At 70.5% G+C, this 24936-nt stretch carries 18 protein-coding genes and 1 pseudogene; 12 read left to right on the top strand and 7 right to left on the bottom strand.

Translation table 11 applies throughout. The features are described from left to right. The first annotated feature begins 81 nt into the window (after nt 1-81). The 5 genes from C8N38_RS06025 to C8N38_RS06005 all read left to right on the top strand — a co-directional run bounded on the left by C8N38_RS06025 (nt 82) and on the right by C8N38_RS06005 (nt 9682). Nucleotides 82-1848 (top strand): ABC transporter ATP-binding protein/permease, encoded by a 1767-nt coding sequence (locus C8N38_RS06025; RefSeq protein WP_158272310.1) that lies wholly within the window; start codon nt 82-84, stop codon nt 1846-1848. A 104-nt stretch (nt 1849-1952) separates the two neighbouring features. Continuing rightward, a complete protein-coding gene (locus C8N38_RS06020; RefSeq protein ID WP_108024899.1) occupies nt 1953-3674 on the top strand; it encodes a di-heme-cytochrome C peroxidase in 1722 nt (573 codons plus the stop codon). A gap of 555 nt (nt 3675-4229) precedes the next feature. After that, nucleotides 4230-6155, top strand: a complete 1926-nt coding sequence (locus tag C8N38_RS21090) for an ATP-binding cassette domain-containing protein (RefSeq protein WP_146176231.1) — start codon at nt 4230-4232, stop codon at nt 6153-6155. 33 nt (nt 6156-6188) lie between these two features. Beyond that, a complete protein-coding gene (locus C8N38_RS06010; protein ID WP_158272309.1) occupies nt 6189-8441 on the top strand; it encodes a glycoside hydrolase family 3 N-terminal domain-containing protein in 2253 nt (750 codons plus the stop codon). After that, nucleotides 8429-9682 carry a glucoamylase family protein gene (locus C8N38_RS06005; RefSeq protein ID WP_108024896.1) on the top strand — a complete coding sequence of 418 codons (1254 nt, stop codon included), beginning with the start codon at nt 8429-8431 and terminating at the stop codon, nt 9680-9682. Before C8N38_RS06010 ends, C8N38_RS06005 begins: the two co-directional genes overlap by 13 nt. On the opposite strand, the gene C8N38_RS06000 is transcribed toward C8N38_RS06005, so the two are convergent. After that, nucleotides 9661-10941, bottom strand: coding sequence for a glycoside hydrolase family 15 protein (locus tag C8N38_RS06000; RefSeq protein ID WP_108024893.1), 1281 nt, complete (start codon nt 10939-10941; stop codon nt 9661-9663). The genes C8N38_RS06005 and C8N38_RS06000 overlap by 22 nt on opposite strands. Then, nucleotides 10938-11678: an alpha/beta hydrolase gene (locus tag C8N38_RS05995; RefSeq protein WP_108024891.1), complete on the bottom strand. Its 741-nt coding sequence runs from the start codon at nt 11676-11678 to the stop codon at nt 10938-10940. The genes C8N38_RS06000 and C8N38_RS05995 overlap by 4 nt, the downstream gene beginning before the upstream one ends. Nucleotides 11679-11835: 157 nt before the next feature. Here C8N38_RS05995 and C8N38_RS22110 point away from each other — a divergent pair, with 157 nt between their 5' ends. The 7 genes from C8N38_RS22110 to C8N38_RS05960 all read left to right on the top strand — a co-directional run bounded on the left by C8N38_RS22110 (nt 11836) and on the right by C8N38_RS05960 (nt 20745). Then, entirely contained in the window at nt 11836-14358 is a 2523-nt protein-coding gene (locus C8N38_RS22110; RefSeq protein WP_108024889.1) for a calcium-binding protein, read from the top strand. Between the two features lie 314 nt (nt 14359-14672). After that, nucleotides 14673-15473, top strand: coding sequence for a TOBE domain-containing protein (locus C8N38_RS05985; protein WP_108024888.1), 801 nt, complete (start codon nt 14673-14675; stop codon nt 15471-15473). Nucleotides 15474-15531: 58 nt separating this feature from the next. Then, the gene (gene modA / locus C8N38_RS05980; protein ID WP_108024886.1) at nt 15532-16296 is read left to right on the top strand and encodes a molybdate ABC transporter substrate-binding protein; all 765 of its coding nucleotides are present in this window, start codon (nt 15532-15534) and stop codon (nt 16294-16296) included. 3 nt (nt 16297-16299) lie between these two features. Beyond that, nucleotides 16300-16983, top strand: a complete 684-nt coding sequence (gene modB / locus C8N38_RS05975) for a molybdate ABC transporter permease subunit (protein ID WP_075785554.1) — start codon at nt 16300-16302, stop codon at nt 16981-16983. Further along, the gene (gene modC, locus C8N38_RS05970; RefSeq protein WP_108024884.1) at nt 16980-18104 is read left to right on the top strand and encodes a molybdenum ABC transporter ATP-binding protein; all 1125 of its coding nucleotides are present in this window, start codon (nt 16980-16982) and stop codon (nt 18102-18104) included. Before modB ends, modC begins: the two co-directional genes overlap by 4 nt. A gap of 205 nt (nt 18105-18309) precedes the next feature. Continuing rightward, nucleotides 18310-19158, top strand: a complete 849-nt coding sequence (gene modD, locus C8N38_RS05965; RefSeq protein ID WP_108024883.1) for a ModD protein — start codon at nt 18310-18312, stop codon at nt 19156-19158. An 81-nt stretch (nt 19159-19239) separates the two neighbouring features. Further along, nucleotides 19240-20745: an NnrS family protein gene (locus C8N38_RS05960; protein ID WP_108024881.1), complete on the top strand. Its 1506-nt coding sequence runs from the start codon at nt 19240-19242 to the stop codon at nt 20743-20745. Here the strand turns inward: C8N38_RS05960 and ureG are convergent. The 5 genes and pseudogenes from ureG to ureC all read right to left on the bottom strand — a co-directional run bounded on the left by ureG (nt 20742) and on the right by ureC (nt 24860). Further along, complete coding sequence (gene ureG, locus C8N38_RS05955; protein ID WP_108024879.1) at nt 20742-21365, bottom strand: urease accessory protein UreG; 624 nt, start codon at nt 21363-21365, stop codon at nt 20742-20744. The two genes, C8N38_RS05960 and ureG, sit on opposite strands and share 4 nt — an antisense overlap. Continuing rightward, nucleotides 21362-22006, bottom strand: a complete 645-nt coding sequence (locus C8N38_RS05950) for an urease accessory protein UreF (RefSeq protein WP_108024878.1) — start codon at nt 22004-22006, stop codon at nt 21362-21364. Before C8N38_RS05950 ends, ureG begins: the two co-directional genes overlap by 4 nt. A gap of 214 nt (nt 22007-22220) precedes the next feature. Continuing rightward, a pseudogene (gene ureE / locus C8N38_RS05945) lies at nt 22221-22718 on the bottom strand (urease accessory protein UreE); the annotation flags it as partial. A 25-nt stretch (nt 22719-22743) separates the two neighbouring features. Further along, complete coding sequence (locus tag C8N38_RS05940; RefSeq protein ID WP_220086802.1) at nt 22744-22968, bottom strand: hypothetical protein; 225 nt, start codon at nt 22966-22968, stop codon at nt 22744-22746. A 149-nt stretch (nt 22969-23117) separates the two neighbouring features. Next, nucleotides 23118-24860, bottom strand: coding sequence for an urease subunit alpha (ureC, locus tag C8N38_RS05935; RefSeq protein ID WP_108024874.1), 1743 nt, complete (start codon nt 24858-24860; stop codon nt 23118-23120). Nucleotides 24861-24936 lie beyond the last annotated feature (76 nt).

Here is a 24936-nt window from a genome sequence, read left to right as displayed (position 1 = left end):
CCGTATCGGAAAAGGCACGCGCGGACCCGACCCAGAGGAGATCGCAGGTGAGCAAGACCCCCCATGGACGGGCGCAGGACCTTGGCTGAGCGGACCGCGACGGCGGCCCCGCCCGAGCGGCTGTCGGCACAGATCCGCGACACGCTGGGTCTGTTCCGCAGTTCGGGCTTCGGGCGGCGGGCGGCGCTTCTGGTGGCGGCGCTGGTCTGCGTGATCGGGCTGACCGCCTATATGCAGATCCGGCTGAACGCCTGGAACGAGCCCTTCTACGACGCCCTCACCCGCAAGGACATGGCGGCCTTCGTGACCCAGCTTGGCGTCTTCGCGGTGCTGGCGGGCATCCTTCTGGTGCTGAATGTCAGCCAGCTCTGGCTGGACCAGACCATGAAACTGACGCTGAGGCGCGGGCTTTTCCGGGCGCTGGTGCGCGACTGGATGGCGCCGGGCCGCGCGCTGCGGCTGTCGCGGGCGGGCAAGATCGGCGAGAACCCCGATCAGCGGTTGCAGGCCGATGTCGACCAGCTGGCCGATCTCAGCGCGGCGCTGGGGATCGGGCTGTTTCAGGCGACGCTGCTTCTGGGGTCGTTCATCGGTGTCCTTTGGCAGAAATCCGAGGGGTTCAGCCTGAGTTTCGGCGGCCAAAGCCATGAAATCCCGGGCTTCATGGTCTGGTGCGCGCTGTTCTACGCGGTCGCGGCCTCCTGGCTCAGCTGGCGCGTCGGCCGGCCGCTGGTGGCGCTTCGGGCCGAGGAATCCGCCCGCGAGGCGGTCTTGCGCTTCGATCTGGTCCGGATCAGCGAGGCCGCCGGGCGGATCGCGCTCGAACGCGGCGAGCGGGCCGAAACCTCGCGGATCGAAACCAGCTTCGCGGGCGTCGTCGGCATCGTCGAGGCGGTGATCCTGGCCACCGCCAACCTGACCTGGGTGACGGCGGGCTATGGCTGGTTCACGCTGGTCGCCCCGATCCTGGTGGCCGCGCCTTTCTATTTCACCTCGGACATGAGCATCGGCGAGCTGATGATGGTGGCAGGCGCCTTCACTCAGGTGCAGGGGTCGCTGCGCTGGTTCGTCAGCAATTTCACCGTGATCGCGACCTGGCGCGCGACGCTCTTCCGGGTCACGAGCTTTCACCGCGCGGTGCTGGCGGTCGACCGCGCCGAAGCTGCGGCCGAAGCGGACGGCCCCCGGATCGTCCGGCGCGAGGACGCGGGCCGCATCGAGATTGCGGGGCTCCATGTCGTGACCCCGCATGTGGGGGTTCGGCTCGATCCGCCTGACGTCACCGTCGCCCCGGGCGAGCGGGTGCTGCTGCATGGCGGCTCGGGGTCGGGCAAGACGCTGCTGTTCGACACGCTGGCCGGGCTCTGGACCCGGGCCGAGGGGCGCATCGCGATGCCGCCGCCCGATCGGGTGATGTACCTGCCGACCCGGGCCTATGTGCCGCCGGGGCGGCTCGATCTGGCGCTGTGCTACCCCAAACCAGCCGACCGTTATGGCCATGATCAGATGGTGGCGGCGCTCGACGCGGTGGGGCTTGGGCATCTGGCCGCCGCGCTGGGCGAGTCGGGGCGCTGGGACCAGCTTCTGGGCCAAAGCGACAAGCAGTGTCTGGTCTTCGCCCGGGCCTTGCTGCGCTGTCCCGACTGGCTGGTGATGGACGACGTGCTGGACCAGCTCGACCCCGAGGCCCTGACCCGGATCGAGGCGCTGTTGCAGGGGCGGCTGGCGCGGCTTGGGGTGCTTGGCATCGGCGACGGGGCCACGCCCTTGCCGGTCTTCGGCCGGGTCGTGCAGATCGTCGCCGAACCGGGCAGCGCCCGGCCCGGGGCCGGGACCGCCGCCCCCTGACGCAAGGCCCGGCCCGACGGCGCCATTCTTGACGTAGCGGAAACTTGTGGAAACCACACGCAAGGAATGAGAGGATCGAAAGCATTCTACCTTGGGAGGACCAAATGTTTGCTCGATCCGTCTTTTCCGCTTTCCTTCTGTCCGCCGCAGCCCCCCTCGGGGCCCAGACCGTCTATGTCGATCAGGGCGACAGCTGGACCGGCGCGCTGCGCTCGGCCTTCTACACCCAGGATCAGGGCTCGCGGATCATGCCGTTGGCCTGGATGCAGGCGCTGACCGGGCCCGACGGGACGCCGTTCCTGGCGGACAGTCTGGCGCGCTACGGCTATCTGCCGATGCCCGACCGCGACGACGACGCGACCCTGCCGGTCGGCTTCACCACCAATGACAGCCCCGACGGCACCGCCATCGGCATGACCTGCGCCGCCTGCCATACCCGCCAGATCGAGGTCGGCGGCACCGCCTACCGGATCGACGGCGGCCCGGCCATCGTCGATTTCCAGAGCTTCCTCGCGGATCTCGACGCCGCGGTGCTGGCGGTGCTGGCCGATGACGCGGCCTTCGACGCCTTCGCCGACAAGGTGGCGGGCGGCGATGGCGACCGCGCCGACCTGCGTGCCGAGCTCGAGATCTGGAGCAAGCGGTTTCACACCCTCATCGCGGGCTCGCTGCCCGATCCGGCCTGGGGTCCGGCCCGGCTCGATGCGGTGTCGATGATCTTCAACCGGCTGACCGGGCTCGATCTGGGGGCGCCCGAAGACGCCTATCTGATCCCCGAGAACATCCTGATCGCCGATGCGCCCACGCGCTATCCGTTCCTGTGGAACGCGGCGCGTCAGGACATGACCCAATGGCCGGGCTTTGCCGAGAATGGCAACGACCTTCTGGGGCTCGCCCGCAATCTGGGCGAGGTCTATGGCGTCTTCGGCGAGTTCCACCCGACGGCAAAACCGGGGCTGTTGTTCGACCGCGACTATGTCACCGACAATTCGGCGAACTGGGAGGGGCTGAAATCGCTTGAGGACGCGATCTGGAAGATCGGCGCGCCGCGCTGGCCCTGGGCGCTGGACGAGGATCTGGCCGAGCAGGGCCGCACCGTCTTCGACCGCGCGACCGACCAGGGCGGCTGCGTCGAGTGCCATGGCAAGAAACAGGGCGCGTTCCGGTCGATCTTCCATTCGACCTGGGCGACGCCGATCCTGCCTGCGGGCACCGACGAACGCGAATGCGAGATCCTGACCCGCACCGCCAAGACCGGCGTTCTGGAGGGCGCCAAGGTGCCGCTGTCGGGCAAGACGCTCGGCGCCGAGGCCGCCGCCTTCGACCTGCTCGGGCTGTCGGTGATCGGGGCGATCATCCAGCATGCCACCGGTTTTCGCCCGACAAGCGACCTCGCCTCGGCCGCCCGCGCCGATCTTGCCAACGACGCGGACTTCATGGGCAGGTTCGACGACCTGCGCGGCGCCTTCCCGTCCAGCGGACCGGACGGCGTCACGCTTGAAACGGCGGCCCCGGCCTGCGCCTACGAATCCCGGGTGCTGGACGGGATCTGGGCGGCCGCACCCTATCTGCATAACGGCTCGGTCCCCACGCTGCGCGATCTGCTGACCCCGCCCGCCGAGCGCACCGCCGCCTTCACGCCCGGCCCCGCCTATGACATCGACGCGGTCGGCATGGCCGCAGGGCAGACCGCCTTCGATCATGTGATCGAGACCACCGGCTGCGACCAGATCAGTTCCGGCAACAGCCGCTGCGGCCATGACTACGGCACGGCGCTGAGCGACGCGGACAAGCGCGCCCTGCTGGAATATCTCAAGTCGATCTGACGCCCGAGCCCCGGGACGCGCCCGTCGCGTCTCGGCCCCGCCACGTCCCTCCCGACCGGCGCAGGACCGGCGCAGGATTGGCCAGCGGTCGCGCGCCGCGGGTCTTTGTGCCCGACCGGTCGCCAGCCGGGCCCGCAAAAGGCGTCAAGCCCCCGACTGCGGCGGCAATCGCCATTGACAACCGGAACGCGATAAATAAGCAACATCTTCACCGAATTGGAATCATCCGGCCATTTCAAATCACCCACATCTAACCACTTGCAAATAAGTCATTTCAGATTCTCCGGGACCGACCGACCCGGCGCCCACGCGACCCCGGCCGGGCGCGACGACGGCCACCCTGCCCCCGGGTAGGGAATTATCCACGTTTCGAAGAGAGAATTTTTTGGACTTTCGGCGGCTTTTCGCCGACAGTTATCGCGGCGCATTCGGAAAGGTGAGCCATCCGGCCCCCCTCGCGTCACACAAACAATCAAGGGCGTCTTGTCCGGGCGGCCGCCTGAAAGGGGCTGGCACGTCGCGGGGAAGGTGCGCGCGAACGAGGCGAGAGCGGTTGTGAGTAAACTGACTGGGTTTTGGGGGCTGGTGACAGCCTACTGGGTCTCCTCCCGCTGGAAAGAGGCCTGGGTCCTGACCATCGTGGTCTTCGGCCTGACGACGCTTCTGAGCAAGGCCAGCGTCTGGGTCGCGACCTCCAGCGCCGATTTCCTCGCCGCGCTTGCCAATTTCCATCGCGCCGAGGCGGGCGTCGACCCGGCCGAGGTCCTGCTGACCGCCGCCGCGGCCCTGGTCGGGATCTACGCCGCGCGGGCTTGCGGCGTCGCCTGTCGCCACTTCCTGTCCACGACGCTTCACCGCCGTGCCCGCGCCTGGCTGGTCGGCCGCTTCGACGCGGCGATCCTGGCCGACGAACGCATCGCGCTCGATCTGATGAGCGACCGCAGCGAAACCGAGCGCGGCGCCCGCCTGCCCGATGCCATCGACCAGCGGATCGACGAATGCTCGATCGGGCTTTACGGCGGGCTGATCGGGCTGACCATGGGGCTGTGGGGCGCGATCACCTCGGTCTGGTTCGTCTCGGCCGCAATCCTCGAACGCAGCCAGCCGGTGCCGCAGCTCGACCGCTGGGGCGCCTCGGCCAATGCCTGGATCGAGGCCCAGGTCGGCCCCGCCCTCGCCGCCCGCATCGACCTGGTGCCCGGCGCCCATGGCACGGCCCTGCTGGTCGCGGGGCTGATCCTGCTTTACGTGCCCGCGATCACCTGGATCGCCTGGCGGCTCGGGCGCATCCTCGAACGCCAGAAGCTGCAGCGCCAGCGCCGCGACGGCGCCTGGCGGGGCGAGCTGGGCGGGCTTTTGCACCGGGTCGGGCAGATCGCCGCCTCGCGCGGGGAACGGGCCCAGCGCCGGATCAATGCCCGGCTTTATGCAGCACTCGACCGGACCTGGGGCCGGCAGAACAGTCTGGGCGCGGCGATGATGCTGTTCACCGATCTCTACAACTTCCTGTCGCACCGGCTTCTGGCCTATCTGCCCGCCCTGCCCGCCTTCATGGCCGGGCATATGAGCTTCAAGACCTTCGCCGCCAGCAGCGAACTGACCGCCGGGCTGATCGGCGATCTTTCGTGGTTCATCAACGTGATGCCAGAAATCGCGACGCTGCGCGCCAATGCCGGGCGGCTGACCGAACTGGCCCGCGCGGTCGAGCGGGTTCGCGCGCGCCAGGACTTCTATGCCGAGACCGGGATCAGCCGCTTCGACCGGCGCCGCGACGCCCGAGGCGCGCTGGTCGAGATCCGGGATCTGGCGCTGTGCCATCGCGGCCACGATGCCGAACCCTTCCTGACCGTGCCGCGCCTGCGGCTCGGGCGCGGCGACCGGATCTATCTGCGCGGCGCCAATGGCTGCGGCAAAAGCAGCCTGCTCAAGGCCGTGGCCGGGCTCTGGCCCTATGGCGAGGGCCGGGTCTCGCTGGCCGGGGGCGCGCGGATGTTCTTTGCGGGACAAGAGCCCGACCTGCCCGAACGGATGAGCCTCAAGACGCTGGTCTGCTACCCCGAAGCTCCCGAGAAGCACGGCGATCTGGTGGTCGCGCGCGTGCTCTACCGGGCCGGGCTTGGGCAGTTCATCACCTCGCTCCATCACGACCTGCATCACGGCAAGACCTGGCGCACCGTGCTGTCGGGCGGGCAGAAACAGCGCCTCGTGCTGGCCCGCATCCTGCTGACGCGCCCCGATATCCTGCTGCTGGACGAGGCGACCTCGGCGCTTGACGCAAACGCTGCGGTAGATTTCCACGACGCGCTGTGCGAGGAATTGCCACGGACCGCGGTGATCGCGGTACTGCATGGCGAAACCGCGCCCTACGACCCGGACGGCCGCCCCTTCTATGCCGCGGTGCTCGACATTGCGGGGGGCGTCGGACAGGTCCGTCCGGTGCTGGCGCCGGGTCTGGCCGCCGCCCGCCACGCCGCGGAGTAGCCGGAAAGGCCACCGGCGCAAGGGGGAATGCGCATGGACCGCAGACGCGGCGGCGAGACCGTCGACCGGCTGATGGCGCAGATGACGCTGGCCGAAAAGATCGGCCAGCTGAACCTGCTGGCCGCGGGCGAAGGCCTGGTGACCGGCGCCGCCACCGCAACGCCGCTGGCCAAGCGGCTCGATGCGGGACAGGTCGGCGCGATCTTCGGTACCAAGTCGCTGGCCTCGGCCCGGGGCCTGCAGGACCGGGCTCTGGCGGGCTCGCGCCTCAAGATCCCGCTGTTCTTCGCCGAAGACGTGATCCACGGCCACCGCACCGTCTTTCCGCTGCCGATCGCGCTGGCCGCGAGCTGGGACATGGCGCTGATCGAGGCGACCGCCGGTTTCGCCGCCGCCGAGGCCTCGGCCGAGGGGCTGCATCAGGTCTATGCCCCGATGATCGACGTCTCCCGCGACGCGCGCTGGGGGCGGATGGCCGAAAGCCCGGGCGAGGACCCGCATCTGGCGGGCGCCATCGCCGCCGCTATGACCCGCGGCCTGCAGGGCGACGACCCCGCAGGTCCGGGCCGGGTCGCGGCCTGCCTCAAGCATTTCGTGGCCTATGGGGCGCCGCTTTCGGGGCGCGACTACGACAATGCCTCGCTGGCCTGGGAGGATCTGCTGGAGATCTACCTTCCGCCCTTCGCCCAAGGTGTGGCGGCGGGCGCGGTGTCGGTCATGGCCGCTTTCAACGCCGTCAACAAGCTGCCGATGCATGCCCATGAGCCATTGATCGAGGGCTGGCTGCGCGGCCAGACCGGTTTCGACGGGCTGGTCGTGTCGGACTATACCGGCATCCGCGAGCTGACCGCCCACGGGCTGGGCAGCCCGGCAACGGTCGTGCTGCGCGCGCTGGCCGCGGGCATCGACATGGACATGGTGGGCGAGGATTACCTCACCCATCTGCCCGCCCTGGCCGAGGCCGGGCTCGACGCGCCCGAGGCCGGGCTGTCCGTCCCGGCCGAGCGGGTGCGCGCCCTGATCGACCGCGCCTGCGCCCGGGTGCTGGGTTTCAAGGCGCGGCTCGGGCTGCTTGACGATCCCTGGCGCAAGCTGACCGGCACGCCCGCCGCGCCCGACCGGGCCGAGGGCCGGGCGCTGGCCCGCAAGGCCGCCGCCCGCTCGGCGGTACTTCTGAAAAACGACGGACTCCTCCCGCTCGATCCGGGCGCGCGGGTGGCGCTGATCGGGCCGCTGGCGCGGGACCGGGCCAACATGCTGGGCACCTGGGCCGTCTCGGGGCGGGCCGCCGACGTTACGCCGCTTTTCGAGGCCATGACCGCCATTGCCGGACACCCGCCCGCCCATGCCCCGGGCTGCAATCTGGTCGAGGAGGACTGGCTGATCGACCGGCTGAACGTCCATGGCGTCACTGTGACCCGCGACCCCCGCCCCGAGGCCGAGATGCTGGCCGAGGCGGTCGCGGTCGCGCAGGCGGCCGATATCGTCGTGGTGGCGCTGGGCGAGGCCAAGGAACATGCGGGCGAATCCTCGTCGCGGCTTTGCCCCGACCTGCCCGCGCCGCAGCGCCGTCTGCTGGACGCACTTGCCGCCACCGGCACGCCGCTGGTCGTCGCGGTCTTCGCGGGCCGGGCGCTGGCGCTGGGTGGCGTGGACGGGCGTTGCGGCGCGCTGCTTTATGCCTGGCATGGCGGCATCGCCGGGCCCGAGGGCGTCGCCGATCTGATCTTCGGCCGCGCCGAACCCTCGGGGCGGCTGCCCGTCACCCTGCCCGCCGCCCCCGGCCAGACCCCGGTCTGCCATGCCGAGGACCCGACCGGCCGCCCTTGGACCGGCCGCTTCGTCAAGTTCCGCACCGGCTGGCTGGATCTGTCGGGCGACCGCCAGCCTTACCCGTTCGGCTTCGGGCTGTCCTATACCGAGGTCGATTACGCCCCCCCGCGCCTGTCTGCGACCGACGCCGGGCCGGAGGACCGGGTGCGCCTCAGCGTAACCCTGACCAATACCGGCCCCCGCCCCGCGACCGAGACAGTTCAGGTCTACCTGTCCGACCCCGAGGCGCGGATCACCCGCCCAGCCCGCCATCTGGTGGCGTTCCGCCAGGTCGATCTGGCACCGGGCGAGGCCCGCGAGCTCGTCTTCGAGATCGGGGCGGACCTGGCGCGCTATCCGCTGGCGCCCTCGCTCGAAACCGCGCGCTGGGTCCGCGACCCGGGCCGGATCGTGCTGCATGTCGGGCCGAACAGCCGCGACACCCGTCCGGTAGAGCTGACATGGCGGGCGTGATCCGCGGCCTGGACGATGCCGCGCTGCGCGACCGCATCGCACAGGCGACGGCGGGGTATTTCCTCGACTGGAGCCATCCGGTCAGCGGCATGGCCCGCGAACGCAGCGCCGGGGCCTTCGGCTATGACATCGAAGACACGGTCTGCACCGGCGGCACCGGCTTCGGGCTTCTGGCCCAGATCGTCGCGGCCGAGCGCGGCTGGCGCCCCCGGCGCGAGATCCTCGACCGCGTCGAACGGCTGGTGGGGTTTCTGGAGACCGCCGACCGCTTCGACGGGGTCTTTCCGCATTTCCTGCATGGCGCGACCGGGCGCGTCCTGCCCTTCATGGCGGGCGACGATGGCGGCGATCTGGTCGAGACCGCCTTCCTGATGACCGGCCTGCTGGGCGCCGCCGCCTTCTTCACCGAGGCCCCCGGGATCGGCGCCCGGATCGAGGCGCTTTTCGACGCGGTGAACTGGGCCGCGCATCTGCGCGAGGATGGCGCGGTGATGTGGCACCGCCATCCCGACCGGCCCTTTGCCCCGAACGCCCTGCCGATCCGGGGCTGGAACGAGGCGATGCCGGTCTTCGTCCTGGGCGCCGGGTCGGACACCCATCCGATCCCGCCCGAAAGCTATCACCAAAGCTGGGTCCGGACGCCCACCTTCCTCAACGGCCGCAGCTATGATGGCACGGTCCTGCCGCTGGGTCCCGACTGGGGCGGGCCGCTGTTCCTGTCGCAATATCCCTTCCTCGGGATCGACCCGCGCGGGCTGACCGACGCCTATGCCGATTACGGCGCCCAGGCCCGCGCCCATGCGCTGGTCAACCGCGCCCATTGCCTGGCGAACCCCAGGGGCCATACGGGCTATGGCGCCGCGTGCTGGGGCCTCACGGCCAGCGACGACCCCAAGGGCTATGCCGCCCATTCGCCCACCCATGACACCGGCGTCATCACCCCCACGGCGGCGCTGTCGTCCTTCGCCTACGCCCCCGCCGAGGCGATGCCGGTTCTGCGCCATCTGCACGACGATCTGGGCGAGAGGATCTGGGGCGAGGCGGGCTTTGTCGATGCCTTCTGCCCCGGCGGCGAATGGGTCGCGGAAAGCCGTCTGGCCATCGATCAGGGCCCGATTGTCGTGGGGCTGGAAAACCACCGCTCGGGGCTGATCTGGCGGCTGGTCTCGGGCCGCCCCGAGATCCGGCGGGGCCTGTTGCGGCTGGGCTTTTCCGCGCCCTATCTGGCCGCCAGCGCCTGATCGCGGGCCGCCGCCGCCATCAGGAAGGCCGCCGCCGACCAGGTCAGCCCGAGGCAGGAGGTTGGCGCGCCGGTCCTGCGGTCGGCCTGTTCGGGCAGGTCGTCCCCCTCGGGCGCGAGGTCTTCGACCACCGCCATCAACGCCTCGGCCCGGCCGAACTCGGCCGCGTCGCCGGTCGCCGCCGCGATCCGGTAATGCGCCTCGGCAAAGCCCAGCGTGACCGGGAACCACGGGTTGCCGCCGCAGAAGACATCTTCGGCCCAGCGCCCCAGCGCGGGGGCCGCGCGGCCGTGGTTCAAGGGATAAAGCCCGGCAAACAGCGTCTCGAGCGCCGCCATGGTGGCCCGGGTCCGGGGCGCGGTCAGGGCAAAGGGGCCATCGCTCCGCCCGGCCTGCACCAGCGCCAGCACCGTCGCGGCATCGAGCGTGTCCGGCGCCACCTCGAGGCTTTCGCGCCAGCCGCCCGAGACCGGATCGGCGGCTTCGGCAATCAGATCGGCGACCGTCTCGGCCGCCCCGGCCAGATCCGCCCGCCCGAGACGCCGTGCCCCCAGCTCCAGCGCATCCCATTGCGCGATCAGCGTGAAGCCGCTGCGCCGGGCGGGCTCTTCCTCCCAGGGGCCGAGGCAGGGCGCCCCGGCCATCGCCAGCGTGAAGTCGAGATCGCGCGCGATCAGCCGGTCGGCCTCCGGACCTCGCGCCTCGGGCATCGCCGCGCCCAGCCGCATCAGCGCCGCCGCCCTGAGCGCCGGTCCATCGTATTGCGGCCGCCCCCAGCGTTCGAGATCGGGGCCGCCATCGGCCGCACAGCGCGGCTCGGCCAACCAGGCGGCGCCGGTCAGGGCGGCCAGCTCGGCATCGGGGCGCAGATAGGGCCGGAAGGCCTCGGTCGCGCTGTCTTTCAACGGGTTGACCGGCGGTCCCCGCCGGTCGGGGTCCGAGATCGCCAGAGAAAAGCGGACATGATCGGCCACCGCCTGCCGCCAGAACGCCGCCGCCTTGGGCTCGGCCGCCATCGCCTCGGGAATGGCGGCAAGCGCAATGGCCGCATCGCGGGTCCAGTGGTGGAAATAGTCGGGCTCGGGGTCCCATGAGGCCACCCGTGTCGAGGCCAGGATCGACCCCCGCGCGGGCACCACCGTCCAGCCGAAGCCCGCGCGGTGGCGCGACAGCCCGGTGGCCGACACCGCGCGGCGCAGCGCCCGCGCGGCCGCCTCGCGCCGGGCCGCGACCCAGTCCGGGTCCGGCCCCGCGCTCACGCGCCCAGCGCGGCCAGCGCGACGCCCAGCATCGCGGCCACGTCGGGGCCTGCCGGGCAATGGTTCTGCCCGGGCAGCGCCCCGAAGAACCGCCCGTTCGGCGCCGCGTTGAAATAGGCGCGCGCATCGGCCAGCGGCACGATCCCGTCCTCGGCCCCGGTGATCACGCCCAAGGGCGCCGCGACCCGGGCCAGCGCGGGCGCGGCATCCTCGGCCTCCATGCCCGCGCGCATCAGGGGCACCTCGCGCTCCAGCGCGGCGACAGCAGGCGGCCCCATGGCCACGCGCGCCGCCAGAAGCCGCGCCCCCGACAGCACCGGCGAGGCGCCCAGCACATGATGCGGGTCGCCCAGATCGGCGGCCAGATGGCCGATGGCGAAGCCGCCCAGACTGTGGCCCGCCAGCGCCAGCGGCGCGTCCGGCCAGCGCGCGCGGGTCCAGACCATGACCTCGGCCGCGGCCCGGCGCAGCCCGTCCATGGTCAGCCGGTCGGCCGGCCCCGAGGCGGGCAGCGCGATGGAATTGGGCAGTTCCGGTGCCACGACGCGCCAGCCGCGCGCCAGATAGGCCTCGGCGATCTCGACGATCTGCGGCTGATCGGGAGCGCCGTTGCGGCCATGCACCAGCAGAACCGTGCCAACAGGCGCCGTTACATCGCAGCCGATGACGACCGGCACCGGCCCGTCATCGCGGTCGCGGCCAGACCGGGCGGTCCAGAGATCGGAGGGCGTGTCCATGCGCCCAGTCTAGCCCGGCCGAGCGCCGCCGCAAGATCGGCCTTGCGGCCCGGCCGCGGAATTGTTGCAAGACTGGAAACTCTGCGGTTCCGCGATTCACGATCCGAACCCAGCCCCGCGCTGCTAGACCGCAAAAGACTGCGAGGAGGTCCGCCCGATGCCCGACCGCACCGTCTCCCTGTCGCTGCAGACCGGCACCGGCTTTCTGTCCGGCGCGCTGGACCGCGATGCCTTCGGCGGGATTTATCTTTCCTACAACAATCTCGCGCGGTTCGACGCGGCCTGTCAGGCCATGGGGTTGCAGGCGATCCGCTGGCCCGGCGGCACGCTCGCCGAGACCCGGGCCGACCGCTACGGCTTTGCCTTCGACGATTTCGTGGCCCCCGCCGCGCATCGCGCCGGGCTGACCGAGATGCTGGCCCATGCCAGCGCGGTCGATGCCAGCTTCTCGATGATCCTGCCGCTTGCGGCCTATGCCGGGGACGAGGCCGGGCTGCGCGCCGCGGTGGCCGGGTTCATGGCGCGGCTTCTGGGCGGCGAATTCGGCCCGTTGCCGCGGGAATTCACCCTCGAACTCGGCAACGAATATTACGCCCAGGACAGCCTTGCCGACGCCCCCGCGCTTTATGGCCAGCTCGCCAATGCCGCCGCCGAAGAGGTGTCGCGCGCGGTCTTCGATGCCGCGATCAATCCCGGCCTCGTCGATGTCTCGGTCGCGGTCCAGGCGGGCCGGACGGCGGCCGAAGACGCCGCGATCAGGGGCCGGATGACTCCGCTTGCGCTGGCCCAGATCGACGAGCTGGTGGTGCACCGCTTTGCCCCCGACTATGCCGGCGCCGATCAGCGCGCCGGGGCGGCGGCCGAGGCTCTGGCCGCCTGGAGCGACGCGGTCGAGGCGGCGGGCGGGTCCGCGCCGACGCTGTTCCTGTCGGCCTGGACCGTCGACAGCCAGACCCGGAGCGAGGCGCTCGATCAGTATGTCGCGGCCCAGGCGCGGCTTTTCGGGGTGGAAATCGACCCCGGCTCCATCGACCTCGACGCGCGCGGCGACGTGGGCTTCGAGACCTTCTGGCAAAGCGGCGTCGTCACCGGCCCCGACGGGCAGGCGGTGGCGCTAGACGCGGGCCTTGCCGCACGCGACTACGGGTTGGCCCAGGCCCGGCTGATGCTCGAGACGCTGGCCAGCTACGCCGCGCTCGGGCTTGAACGGGGCGCCGTCTACGGGATCGACATGGGCCATGCCGGGCATCTGTCGGACCGGTTCGAAACCTTCGTCGCCGCCGACATGATGCGGATGATGAGCGAAAGCCTGATCGGCACCCGGCTGGTGTCGGCCCCCGCCGACGAGGCTGCCGACGCGGCAGCGGTGCAAAGCTACGTCTTCGAGGCCGAGGACCGGATCGTCGTTTTTCTAACGGCGGGCGCGCTTGGCGCGGGGGGGCCGGTCGAGGTGCAGCTCGATCTTGGCGGCATCGCGGGCGGTTTCGCCCATGTCTGGGCCGAAAGCCTGACCTCGGACCTCGCCCCCGACTGGCGCACGCGCTACGGGGTGCCCGACACGCCCGGGGCCGACGAAAGCCCCGAGGCGCGGCTTTACGAAACCGGGCTGCGGCAGGCGCTGGTGCCGCAGATCACGGGCGACACGCTGCGGCTGACGCTGAGCGAGGATCATCAGGTGATCCGGTTGGTGATGGCCCGGACCACGGCCGCAATTCCCGCACTCGCCGACTGGGCCGGGGCGGTGAGCGAACCGCTGGGCTACAGCCCGGCGCTGCCGGTCTTCAGCGACGGCTCGGCGGAGGCGGACCTGCTGACCGGCGGGGGCGGCGACGACCGGCTGAACGGGCTGGACGGCGACGACCGACTGATTGGCGGCCACGGCGACGATCTGATCTTCGGCAGCGACGGCGACGATGCTCTGCGGGGCGACGCGGGCCGCGACCGGCTGCACGGCAATGCAGGCGAAGACGTGCTCGACGGCGGCGCGGGCAACGACGTTCTGGCGGGCTACGAGGGGGACGACACGCTGGCGGGCGGCACCGGCGACGACACGCTGCGCGGCGAGGACGGCCGCGACGCGCTTTACGGCAATGACGGCAACGATTTCCTCGACGGCGGCGCGGGGGCCGACCTGATGGTCGGCGGCGCGGGCGACGATACCTATGTCGTCAACGATCCCGGTGACCGCGTCGTCGAGCTCGAGGACGGCGGCACCGACCGGGTGCTGGCCTCGGTCGATCTGGCCTTGCGCGATTTCGGGCGCGAGATCGAGCGGCTCGACCTGCTGGGCAACGACGATCTGGCGGCCATCGGCAACGGCCGCTCGAATGTCATCGCCGGCAATGCCGGCAACAACCTGATCGACGGCGCCTGGGGCGATGACCAGCTTTGTGGCGGCGCGGGCGACGACACCTTCCGCGACAGCCCGGGCAACGACCGGATCTGCGGCGGGGCCGGGGCGGATCGCTTCGTGCTGGATGCCAATACCGGCTACGACCGCGTGCAGGACTTCGAGGTCGGGGTCGACAGGATCGTGCTTGGCGAGGGGCCGAGCGCCACCGATGTGAAGGTGCTGGATGTCGCGGGCGATGCCGTGGTGCGGATCGCGGGCGGCAACCAGCTCAAGCTGATCGGCGTCGACAGCGATCTCGTCGTGATCGACGACTTCCTGTTCCTCTGATCCCCGCCGCGCCCGGCCCGGCCTTCGGTCCCGGGGCCGACGCGGCATCGCCACGCGGAGAGCGGGCGAGGCGCCTGCGACTCGCTCCGCCGCCCGTCGCCTTGCTGCCCTTTTGGGCGCCAGCGCTGCCATCGCCCAGAAATTGGACGGGATTCCAATCGCCTGGCTGCGACAGATCGCGCCAATCCGGCCCCTGCCCCCGCAAATCCGCTATAAAGTCTGACTTGTTAATGTTCAGCCTTGCGAGGCTCCGGCCGTCACCGTTATGTCGCTTTTATACATAGCGAAACACAGCGACGACAGGAGCCCGGCAGATGTCGGACCCATCCCTGAAGGCAGCCCTGACGCTGCAGCGCGAAGGCGACCCCCGGATCGGCGGCGACCGCATCCGGCTTCTGCGGGCCATCGACGCCAATGGCTCGATCGCGGGCGCCGCGCGCGAGATGGGGCTGTCCTACAAGGCGGCCTGGGACGCGGTCGGCTCGATGAACAACCTCTTCGCCCGGCCCCTGGTCGAGGCCGCGCCGGGCGGCCGGACCGGCGGCGGCGCGCGCGTCACCCGCGCGGGCCATGCCCTGATCGCCTGTTTTTCCATGCTGGAAGCCTCGCTCGGCAAGGCGCTGGCCGCCATCGACACAGGATTGAAGACCTCGCCGGGCGGCGCGGTGAACACACTTTGGAGCCTGATGATGCAAACGAGTACCCGCAACACGTTCCGCTGCACCGTGACCCGGATCACGCCCGGCGCCGTCAGCACCGAGGTCGACATGGCGCTGACCGACGGCCACACGCTGACCGCCGTCATCACCGAACGCAGCGCCACCGACATGGGGCTGGCCGAAGGGTCCGAGGTCTTCGCGCTGATCAAGGCGACCTTCGTGATGCTGGCCGCGGGCGAGGCGCCCGCGAACATCTCGGCCTGCAACCGGCTGACCGGAACCGTCTCGGCGCGCGAGGACGGTCCGGTGAACAGCGAGGTCACCCTCGATCTGGGCGAGGGCAAGACCATCACCGCCATCATCACCCGCACCAGCGCCGATGCGCTCGACTTCGCCGTCGGCAGCACCGCGACCGCGCTGTTCAAGGCCAGTCATGTGATCGTCGCCATGCCGTGACCCGGCCCGAAAACCAGCCCGACACCCGGCCCCGTCTTCATCCATGAAAGGACCCATCATGACCTTCCGTCTGACTGCCCTGCGCGCGGGCTCTGCGGCGTTTCTGGCAGCCCTTGCCCTGAGCGCCCCGGCCCGCGCCGCCGACACCATTGCCGCCGTTGCCGCCAACTTCACCGATGCCGCGACCGAGATCGGCGCGGCCTTCGAGGCCGCAACCGGCCATCATGTCACCTACAGCTTCGGCTCGACCGGCCAGCTTTACACCCAGATCACCCAGGACGCGCCCTTCGAGGTCTTCCTCGCCGCCGACCAGGCCCGCCCCGAAAAGGCCGAGGCCGAGGGCTTTGCCGTGCCCGGCAGCCGCTTCACCTACGCGGTCGGCAAGCTCGTGCTGTTCAGCACCGATCCCGAGGCCATCGACGACAGCCCGGCCGCGCTGGAAAATCCCGACCTGACCCATGTCGCCATCGCCAATCCCGAAACCGCCCCCTATGGCGCGGCGGCGGTCGAGACGATGAAGGCGCTTGGGCTTTACGAGACGCTGGAACCGAAGATCGTGCAGGGCAAGAGCATCAGCCAGACCCATCAGTTCGTCGCGACCGGCAACGCGCCGGTGGGCTTCGTCGCGCTGTCGCAGGTGATCGCCGACGAGACCGGGTCGCGCTGGCTGGTGCCGCAGGACCTTTACACCCCGATCCGTCAGGATGCAGTCTTGCTGGCGAAGGGCGCCGACAGCGAGGCCGCCAAGGCCTATATCGACTTCCTGAAAAGCCCCGAGGCGCTCGCCATCATCGGGAAATACGGCTACGGCACCGAGGACTAGGCGATGACGGCGTCCCCCCTCTTCGACGCGGCGATGATCGAGACGATCCTGCTGACGCTTCGGCTCGCGGGCATCACGACGGTCGTGCTGCTGCTGGTGGGGACGCCGCTGGCCTGGTGGCTGGCGCGGGGCGGCGGGCTCTGGAAAGAGATCGTCGCCACCGTGGTCGCGCTGCCGATCGTGCTGCCGCCGACCGTGCTGGGCTTTTATCTGCTGATCGCGATGGGGCCGCACAGCCCGCTGACCGCCCTGCTGGGGCGGCAGCTGTCCTTCACCTTCACCGGGCTCGTGCTGGGCTCGGTCATCTATTCCCTGCCCTTCGTCGTGAACCCGATCCGCAACGCCTTCGAGGCGATGGGTCCGCGCCCGATGGAGGCCGCGGCGACGCTGCGCGCAGCCCCGCTCGACGCCTTCGTCAGCGTCGCCCTGCCGCTGGCAAGCCCCGGCATCATGACCGGCGCGATCCTGGGCTTTGCCCATACCGTCGGCGAATTCGGCGTGGTGCTGATGATCGGCGGCGGCATCCCGGGCCGGACCAAGGTGCTGTCGGTGACGATCTTCGACTATGTCGAGACGCTGCAATGGCCCAAGGCCCATGTGCTGGCGGGCGGCATGCTGGCGATGTCCTTCGTCGTGATCCTGGCGATGATGCTGATCGAGCGGCGCCTGAACGGAGGCCGGCGATGATCGAGGCCGAGTTTCGCGGCCAGCTGGGCAGCTTTGCGCTGGCGGCCGAGTTCACCGCCCCGGGCGAGGGCATTACCGCGCTGTTCGGCCCCTCGGGCTGTGGCAAGACCACCGTGCTGCGCGCCATCGCGGGGCTTCTGCGGCTGCCGGCCAGCCGCCTCAGCGTGAATGGCGAAACCTGGCAGGACGGTCGGCAGTTCCGCCCGACCCATCGCCGCGCCATCGGCTACGTCTTTCAGGAGGCGAGCCTTTTCCCGCATCTCTCGGTTCGCGCCAACCTGACCTTCGGGCTCTCCCGGGTGAAGGGACCGATCCGGATCGGCGAGGACGAGGTGGCCGATCTGCTGGGCATCGCGCCGCTCTTCGACCGGCCGACCCGGATGCTGTCGGGCGGCGAACGCCAGCGCGTCGCCATCGGCCGGGCGCTGCTGTCGCAACCCGAACTGCTGCTGATGGACGAGCCGCTTTCGGCGCTCGACCGGTTTTCCAAGGACGAGATCCTGCCCTATCTCGAACGGCTGCACGCGGCCCTGTCGATCCCGGTGCTTTATGTCAGCCACGACATCGCCGAGGTCGAGCGGCTGGCCGATACGCTGGTCCTGATGGAGACGGGCCGGGTCCGCGCCGCCGGACCGCTGGCCGAGATGCTGGCCGATCCGGCGCTGCCCCTGATCCACATGCCCCAGCCTGCCGCCGTGATCGACGGCGAGGTCGTGGGCCGCGATACGAAATACGGCCTCTCCGAGGTGCGGGTGCCGGGCGGCGTGGTCGTCGTGCCCGGCGATCTGGGGCCGACCGGCCGCACGCGACGGCTGCGCATTCCCGCCAGCGATGTCAGCCTCGGACGGCATGCGCCGCTCGACACCACGATCCTGAACGCCCTGCCCGCCCGGATCGAGGGCGCCGAGCCCGCGGGCGGCCACCAGATGACCGTGCGCCTGCGCCTTGGTCCCGACGGGCGGGGGGCGGCCCTTCTGGCGCGGGTCTCGCTGAAATCCTGGGACCGGCTGGCGCTGAAACCGGGCGAGCTGGTGGTCGCGCGGCTCAAGGCCGTGGCGCTGGCCGAACCCGCACCCTCGGCCGCACTGGCGCCCCCCGCCGCCGCCGCCCGCCTTCGCTGAGGGCCGGGGGTGAGGACCGCGCCTCGACAGACGTCGGTCGCGCGTCCCCACGCCACGCCCGCCGCACCGGCGCAACGCGGCAGGCAAGGCACCGGACGCGGGCGCGCGCGCCGTTGGCCGGCCCCGGCCCTTGCTGCCCGGCGCGGCCCTTGCCACGCTGGGCCATGACGCTCTGCCAGCCCCCCAGGGAAAGGACACCATTGCCATGCTGCCCCTCGACGACGCGACGCTCCTTGGCCTTCTGAAGGAGGACGCCCCCTATGGCGATCTGACCACCCGAAGCCTTGGCTTCGGCGCATCCGGGGCCAAACTGACGATGCGCGCACGCGGGCCGATGACCGTCTGCGGCAGCGAAGAGGCCGCGCGGGTCTTCGCCCTTCTGGGCGCCCGGGCCGAGATCGCGGCCCCAAGCGGCACGCCGGTCGCGGCGGGCACGCTGCTGGCCGAAGCCACCGGCCCGGCCGAGGCGCTGTTTCTGGGCTGGAAGGTCGCGCAGACCCTGACCGAATGGGCCTCGGGCGTGGCATCGGCCACCGCCGCCCTCGTCGACGCGGCCCGCGCCGTGACCCCCGGCATCGGCATCGCCTGTACCCGCAAGGCCGTGCCCGGCACCCGCGCGCTGTCGCTGAAGGCCGTCGTGGCGGGCGGCGCCGAGATCCACCGCACCGGGCTGTCCGACACGGTGCTGCTGTTTCCCGAACACCGCGCCTTCGGCGGCCCGGACGCGCTTGGAGCCCAGATCGCCCGGCTGCGCGCCGCCTGCCCCGAGCGCCGCGTGGTGGTCGAGGTCAAGACCCTGACCGAGGCCGAGGCGGCCGCCGAGGCCGGGGCCCATGTGCTGCAGCTTGAGAAATTCACCCCCGAGGAGGCCGAAGCCGCCGCCCGCGCGCTGGCGGGCTGGACCGGCTGCCTGGCCGCGGCCGGGGGCATCACCGCCGCCAATGCCGCCGCCTATGCCGCGACCGGCATGCAGGTTCTGGTTACATCCTCGCCCTATTACGCCAAACCTGCCGATGTTTCGGTCGCCATCGCCCCGGCCCGAGACCTGGCCTGATCCGGGCCTCTTGCCCCATGCGCCGTACCGGGCGTAAACCCGAGCACAAGACTCATCTTTGTTCCAGCCGAGGACTCTGCCATGACCGATGCCGTCCCCGAGATCCGGCCCCGCAGGCGCGGCGGCCGGGGCGCGTCCCTGACCGAGATCGCCACCGGGCGGCTTGTCCGCGATGTCTGGCTGTCGCCGCACCGGCCGTTCTTTGCGCTCTCGGCGCTCTGGGCGGTGCTGGCGGTTCTCTGGTGGCGCTTCGGCGACCGGATCGGGCTGCCGGTCCCGGCGCTCGGGACGACGACGCTCTGGCACGCGCATGAAATGACCGTCGGCGTCGGCGGCGCGGCGATGGCGGCCTATTTCCTGACCGCGATGCCCAACTGGACCGGAGCGCGGCGGGTGACCGGGCGGGGGCTGATGGTGCTGGCCGGGCTCTGGGCGCTGGCGCGGCTGGCGGCCGCCCTGGGGCAGGTGCTGCCGCTGGCGGTGGTGCTGGCGCCGGGCCTGGCCTTCTATGCGCTGTTCACGGCCGTCTATACCCGCGCGGTGGTCTCGCAAAGGCGCTGGGACCGCTGGGCCATCCCGGCAGCCATCGCCTTTCTGGGGCTGGCCGATGCGGCCTTCCTTGCGACCGCGCTGGGGTATCTGAGCTTTCCGGGCGACGCCGCGATGACCCGGGTGCTGGTGCTGTTCTTCGCGATCAAGGTCTCGATCATCGCGGGAACCATGGCCCCCGCCTTCATCGCGGGCTGGGTCGGGCGCACGGGCGGCCGCCTGCCCGAGGTCGACCCGATGGCCAGCCGCGCGGGGCTTGTCCTGATGCTGGCCGCGATGGTGCTGACGCTGGGCGGCGCCGTGACCGCCGGATCGGCGCTGTTGATCGCGGCCGGGGCGGCGCAGCTCTGGCGGATGCGGCATTGGCGGAGCGTCTCGGCCTTCGGCTACGCGCCCGCGCTGATGCTGGTGCTGGCCTTCGCCTGGGCGCCCTTGGGACTGGCGCTGACCGGGCTGGCGGCGCTGGTGCCCCTGCCCTGGCGCGAGGCCGACGCGGTGCACGCGCTGATGATGGGCGCGATGTCGGGGCTTGCCTTCTCGATCGCGGCGCGGGCGGCGGCCCGGCGCGCGGGCGGGCTCCTGCGCATCGGTCCGGTCCACAAGGCAGGCTTTGCGCTGATCTGGGGCGCGGTCTGGCTGCGGCTCGCAGCCCCTGCGGTTCCCTCGCTGTACGAGCCGCTTCTCGATGCCACGGCCGTTGCCTTCTGCGCTGGCTGGGGGCTGTTCCTGCTCGGCTATATCCCCAGCCTGCGCGGCCCGGTCATCAACCCGGTCTTCAATGCCGGCGGCCACGGGCATGGTCACCGGCACGGGCACGGGCAGGGCCATGGGCACGGGAATGGTCACGGTTGCGGCTGCGGCGGTCATGGTCACGGCGGGCAGGCGCAGGGCGGCTGCGGCTGCGGCGGTCATGGCGGGCAAGCCGGTCGGCAGGGCGGCTGCGGCTGCGGCGGCCATGACCACGGAAACGCAGGCAGCGCCTGCGGCATCGGCCCAAGCCGACGCGCCGGGCCGTTCCGGATGCCGGGCGAGGCCTAGGCCGGTTCGGTCAGACCGCCGATCTCGCACAGCAGCCGGACGATGGCCCCGACGCCCTCGCCCTGTTTCAGCGCGGCAAAGACGGTGGGCTGCGCCCCGCGCATGCGCTTGGCATCGCGATCCATCACCCCCAGATCGGCGCCGACATAAGGCGCAAGGTCGGTCTTGTTGATGACCAGCAGATCGGACTTTGTGATCGCGGGCCCGCCTTTCCGGGGGATCTCCTCGCCCGCGGCGACGTCGATCACATAGACCGTCACATCGGCCAGCTCGGGGCTGAAGGTCGCCGAAAGATTGTCGCCGCCCGACTCGATCAGCACGATTTCCAGATCGGGAAACCGGGCGGTCAGCTCGGCAATGGCGGCAAGGTTGATCGAGGCATCCTCGCGGATCGCGGTATGCGGACAGCCGCCGGTTTCGACCCCCTTGATCCGGTCCGAGGGCAGCACCTGCATCCGCATCAGCGCCTCGGCGTCTTCCTGGGTGTAGATGTCATTGGTGACGACCGCGATCGAATGGGTGGTCGAGAAGGCGCGGGCCAGGGCGGCCGTCAGCGTGGTCTTGCCGGCGCCGACGGGGCCGCCGATGCCGATGCGAAGGGGGCCATGCGGGGAAGTCATGTTCGAAAAAGCCTCGAATACTGGGTTTCATGCGTCATCGACGCGATATCGGCCAGGAAACTCGTCCCGGCAAGGTCATCGAGCGTCTCGGTCAGCGCGACCTCTGCCACCTCCTCGCAAAGCGGCTGCAGCGCGGTCAGCACCTGCTGGCCCTCGGTCTGGCCGATGGGGATCAGGCGGATACCGGCCGAGACGAGGTTCGACACGAAGGCCTGCAGATACAGCCGCGCGGTCAGCCCAAGCGGCAAATCGTGCAACCGCGCGGCGCGGCCAAGCGCCACCGGATAGGTGAAGTCGGGCAGATCGTCCGGCCAGACCGCAGCGGTGACCCGGGCGAAGGCCGCGCCCTGGGCCGTGGTCTCGGTCCGCCGCTCGGCCGAGGGCTGGAAGGCGCGGGCCAACGCGTCGATGTCGGGCAGATCCTCGGGCGGGGCCTCATAGGCGGCCCTGAGGAAGATGGTGTCGGACCGCCCGGCGCCGAAGCGCAGGATATCGGCCAGCCAGTCCGTCAGCGCGGCGCCGTCCGCGACCGCGCCGGTCGCGACCGCCGATTCCAGCCCATGGCTATAGGCGAAGGCCCCCACCGGATAGGCGGGCGAGAGCCATTGCGCCAGTCGCAGGATCTGGCCGTCAGTGGCCATGCCCGCAGCAGCCCCCGCCTCCGCACCCGCCGGTCTTGCGCCCGGACGCGGGCTCAGGGGTGCCATGATCGTGACCGCCGCAGCCGCAGCCGCCCTGCCCCGACCCGCCGCAGCAGCCTTCGGCCCCATGGTCGTGGTCGTGGTCATGCGCGTGCAGATGGTCCGCCGCCCCGTGGGTATGGTCGTGGATGTGGTGATGGTGGTGCCCATGCCCGTGGTCATGATCGTGCCCATGGTCATGGTCATGCGTGTGGCCATGGGCATCGCCATGGGAATGGCCATGGGTGCGGCCATGACCATAGGCGCCGCCTTCGGGGGTGAAGGGCTCGACCACCTCGCGCACGGTCGCGCCGATCCGGTCGAGCATGTCCAGAAGCACGTGATCGCGCTGGATCAACAGCCGACTCTCCTCGACCTGACAGGGCGTGTGGCGGTTACCGATATGCCAGGCGAGCCGGGCCAGATCGGTGCCCGTCACTTCCAGAAGCGGCTCGGCCGCGGCCCTGACGGCGATGCCGCGCCCGTCTTCCAGCACGATCAGATCGCCCTCGGCCAGCGAGGTCGTATGGGCCAGATCCAGCAGGAACGCGAACCCGCCATCGCTGACCAGCCGCTTGCGCCGCAAAAACCGCGCATCATAGTCAAGCGTCACGCTGTCCGCCCCCGCGCCTGCGCCGGGCCGGACCTCAAGCGCCACCGGAAGCCCGCTCATGCCGCCGCCTCCGGTGCGCAATCCCCTAGTTGAAGAGATCGCGGAAGACATAGCGCGGGATCTCGTCCCGGGTGATGCCAAGTTTGGCCAGCTGCGCGTCGGAACAGGCGTTCAGGTTCTGGATCTCCCGCATCCGCGCGCGCCGGAGCCCATAGGGGTTCACCCCCAGACCGAGGCCCGCAAAGAACAGGTCCAGCCGTTCCGCCATGCCGCCGGGCACGGACTTGACCGTCATGAATGGAGTCGCCATCGGAAACCTCCGTCTGTGTCCACAGGCATGGTTTCCCCCCTTTTCCCTTAAAATAGGGCTTACATACGGCCCGCCCCAGAGCATTCAATGCCCGGGCGCCGTTATTTTGCTGCATTGCAGCGCAAACCGGCAACGTGATCATTCTCGCCTCAGAACATGAAATAGCGTTGTGCCATCGGCAGCACCTCGGCGGGCGCGCAGGTCAGCAGCTCGCCATCGGCGCGGACCTCGTAGGTCTCGGGGTTCACCTCGACCTTGGGCATCGCGTCGTTGAGCTTGAGGTCGCGCTTGCCGATGCCGCGGGTGTGGCGGACCGCGACGGTCTGCTTGGCCAGGCCCAGCTTGCCGCGGATGCCGTCGGCAAGGGCCGCCTCCGACACGAAGGTCACGGCCGAATTCTCGACCGAGCGGCCATAGGCGCCCCACATCGGCCGCGTGTAGACCGGCTGCGGCGTCGGGATCGAGGCGTTCGGGTCGCCCATCTGCGCGCAGACGATGGTGCCGCCCATCAGCACCATCTCCGGCTTCACCCCGAAGAAGGCGGGGGTCCACAGCACCAGATCGGCGCGCTTGCCCTCTTCGATCGACCCGATCTCGTGGCTGATCCCGTGGGCGATCGCGGGGTTGATGGTGTATTTCGCGACATAGCGGCGGACGCGCAGGTTGTCGTTCGCGCCCTGTTCCTCGGCCAGACGGCCGCGCTGGAGCTTCATCTTGTGGGCGGTCTGCCAGGTGCGGATGATGACCTCGCCGACCCGGCCCATGGCCTGGCTGTCCGAGGCGATGATCGAGAAGGCGCCCATGTCGTGCAGGATGTCCTCGGCGGCGATGGTCTCGCGCCGGATCCGGCTTTCGGCGAAGGCCACATCCTCGGGGATCGACTTGTCGAGATGGTGGCAGACCATCAGCATGTCGAGATGTTCTTCCAGCGTGTTCACCGTGAAGGGCCGCGTCGGGTTGGTGGACGAGGGCAGCACGAATTCCTCGCCGCAGACCTTGATGATGTCGGGCGCATGGCCGCCCCCCGCGCCCTCGGTATGGAAGGCGTGGATCGTGCGGCCCTTCATGGCGGCGACGGTATGTTCGACGAAGCCCGATTCGTTCAGCGTGTCGGTATGGATCATCACCTGCACGTCCATCGCATCGGCGACCGACAGGCAGCAGTCGATGGCGGCGGGCGTGGTGCCCCAGTCCTCGTGCAACTTCAGCGCGCAGGCGCCCGCCCTGACCTGTTCCTCCAGCGCGCCGGGCAGCGAGGCGTTGCCCTTGCCCGCGAAGGCGAGGTTCATCGGGAAGGCGTCGGCCGCCTGCAGCATCCGGCCCAGATGCCAGGCCCCCGGCGTGCAGGTGGTGGCAAGCGTCCCATGGGCAGGCCCGGTGCCGCCACCCAGCATGGTCGTCAGGCCCGAATGCAGCGCATCCTCGATCTGCTGCGGGCAGATGTAATGGATATGGCTGTCGAAGCCGCCCGCGGTCAGGATCTTGCCCTCGCCGGCGATGACCTCGGTGCCGGGGCCGACGATGATGTCGACGCCGGGCTGGGTGTCGGGGTTCCCGGCCTTGCCGATCTTGAAGATGCGCCCGTCCCTCAGGCCCACATCGGCCTTGTAGATGCCGGTCCAGTCGAGGATCAGCGCATTGGTGATGACGGTATCGACCGCGCCCTCGGCGCGGGTCGCCTGGGACTGGCCCATGCCGTCGCGAATGACCTTGCCGCCGCCGAACTTGACCTCCTCGCCATAGACCGGCCCGTTGCCGCCCGCGCCCGCCCGCTCGGCGATCAGATCGCGCTCGACCTCGATGATCAGGTCGGTATCGGCCAGACGCAGCTTGTCGCCGGTGGTCGGACCGAACATCGCGGCATAGTCCGCGCGGGAAATCGTGGCAGGCATCTAGAACCTCTTGCGGATGGAAAGGGAGGCGGCGCCGGGGGTGCCGCCGGGAACTGGGAAAGACACAGAGACCCGA

It is taken from the genome of Rhodovulum kholense, assembly GCF_003053725.1.
In the GTDB taxonomy this organism is placed as follows: domain Bacteria; phylum Pseudomonadota; class Alphaproteobacteria; order Rhodobacterales; family Rhodobacteraceae; genus Rhodovulum; species Rhodovulum kholense.
The sequence above is the reverse complement of the archived record's forward strand: the minus strand, read 5'-3'. Positions and strand labels throughout refer to the sequence as shown.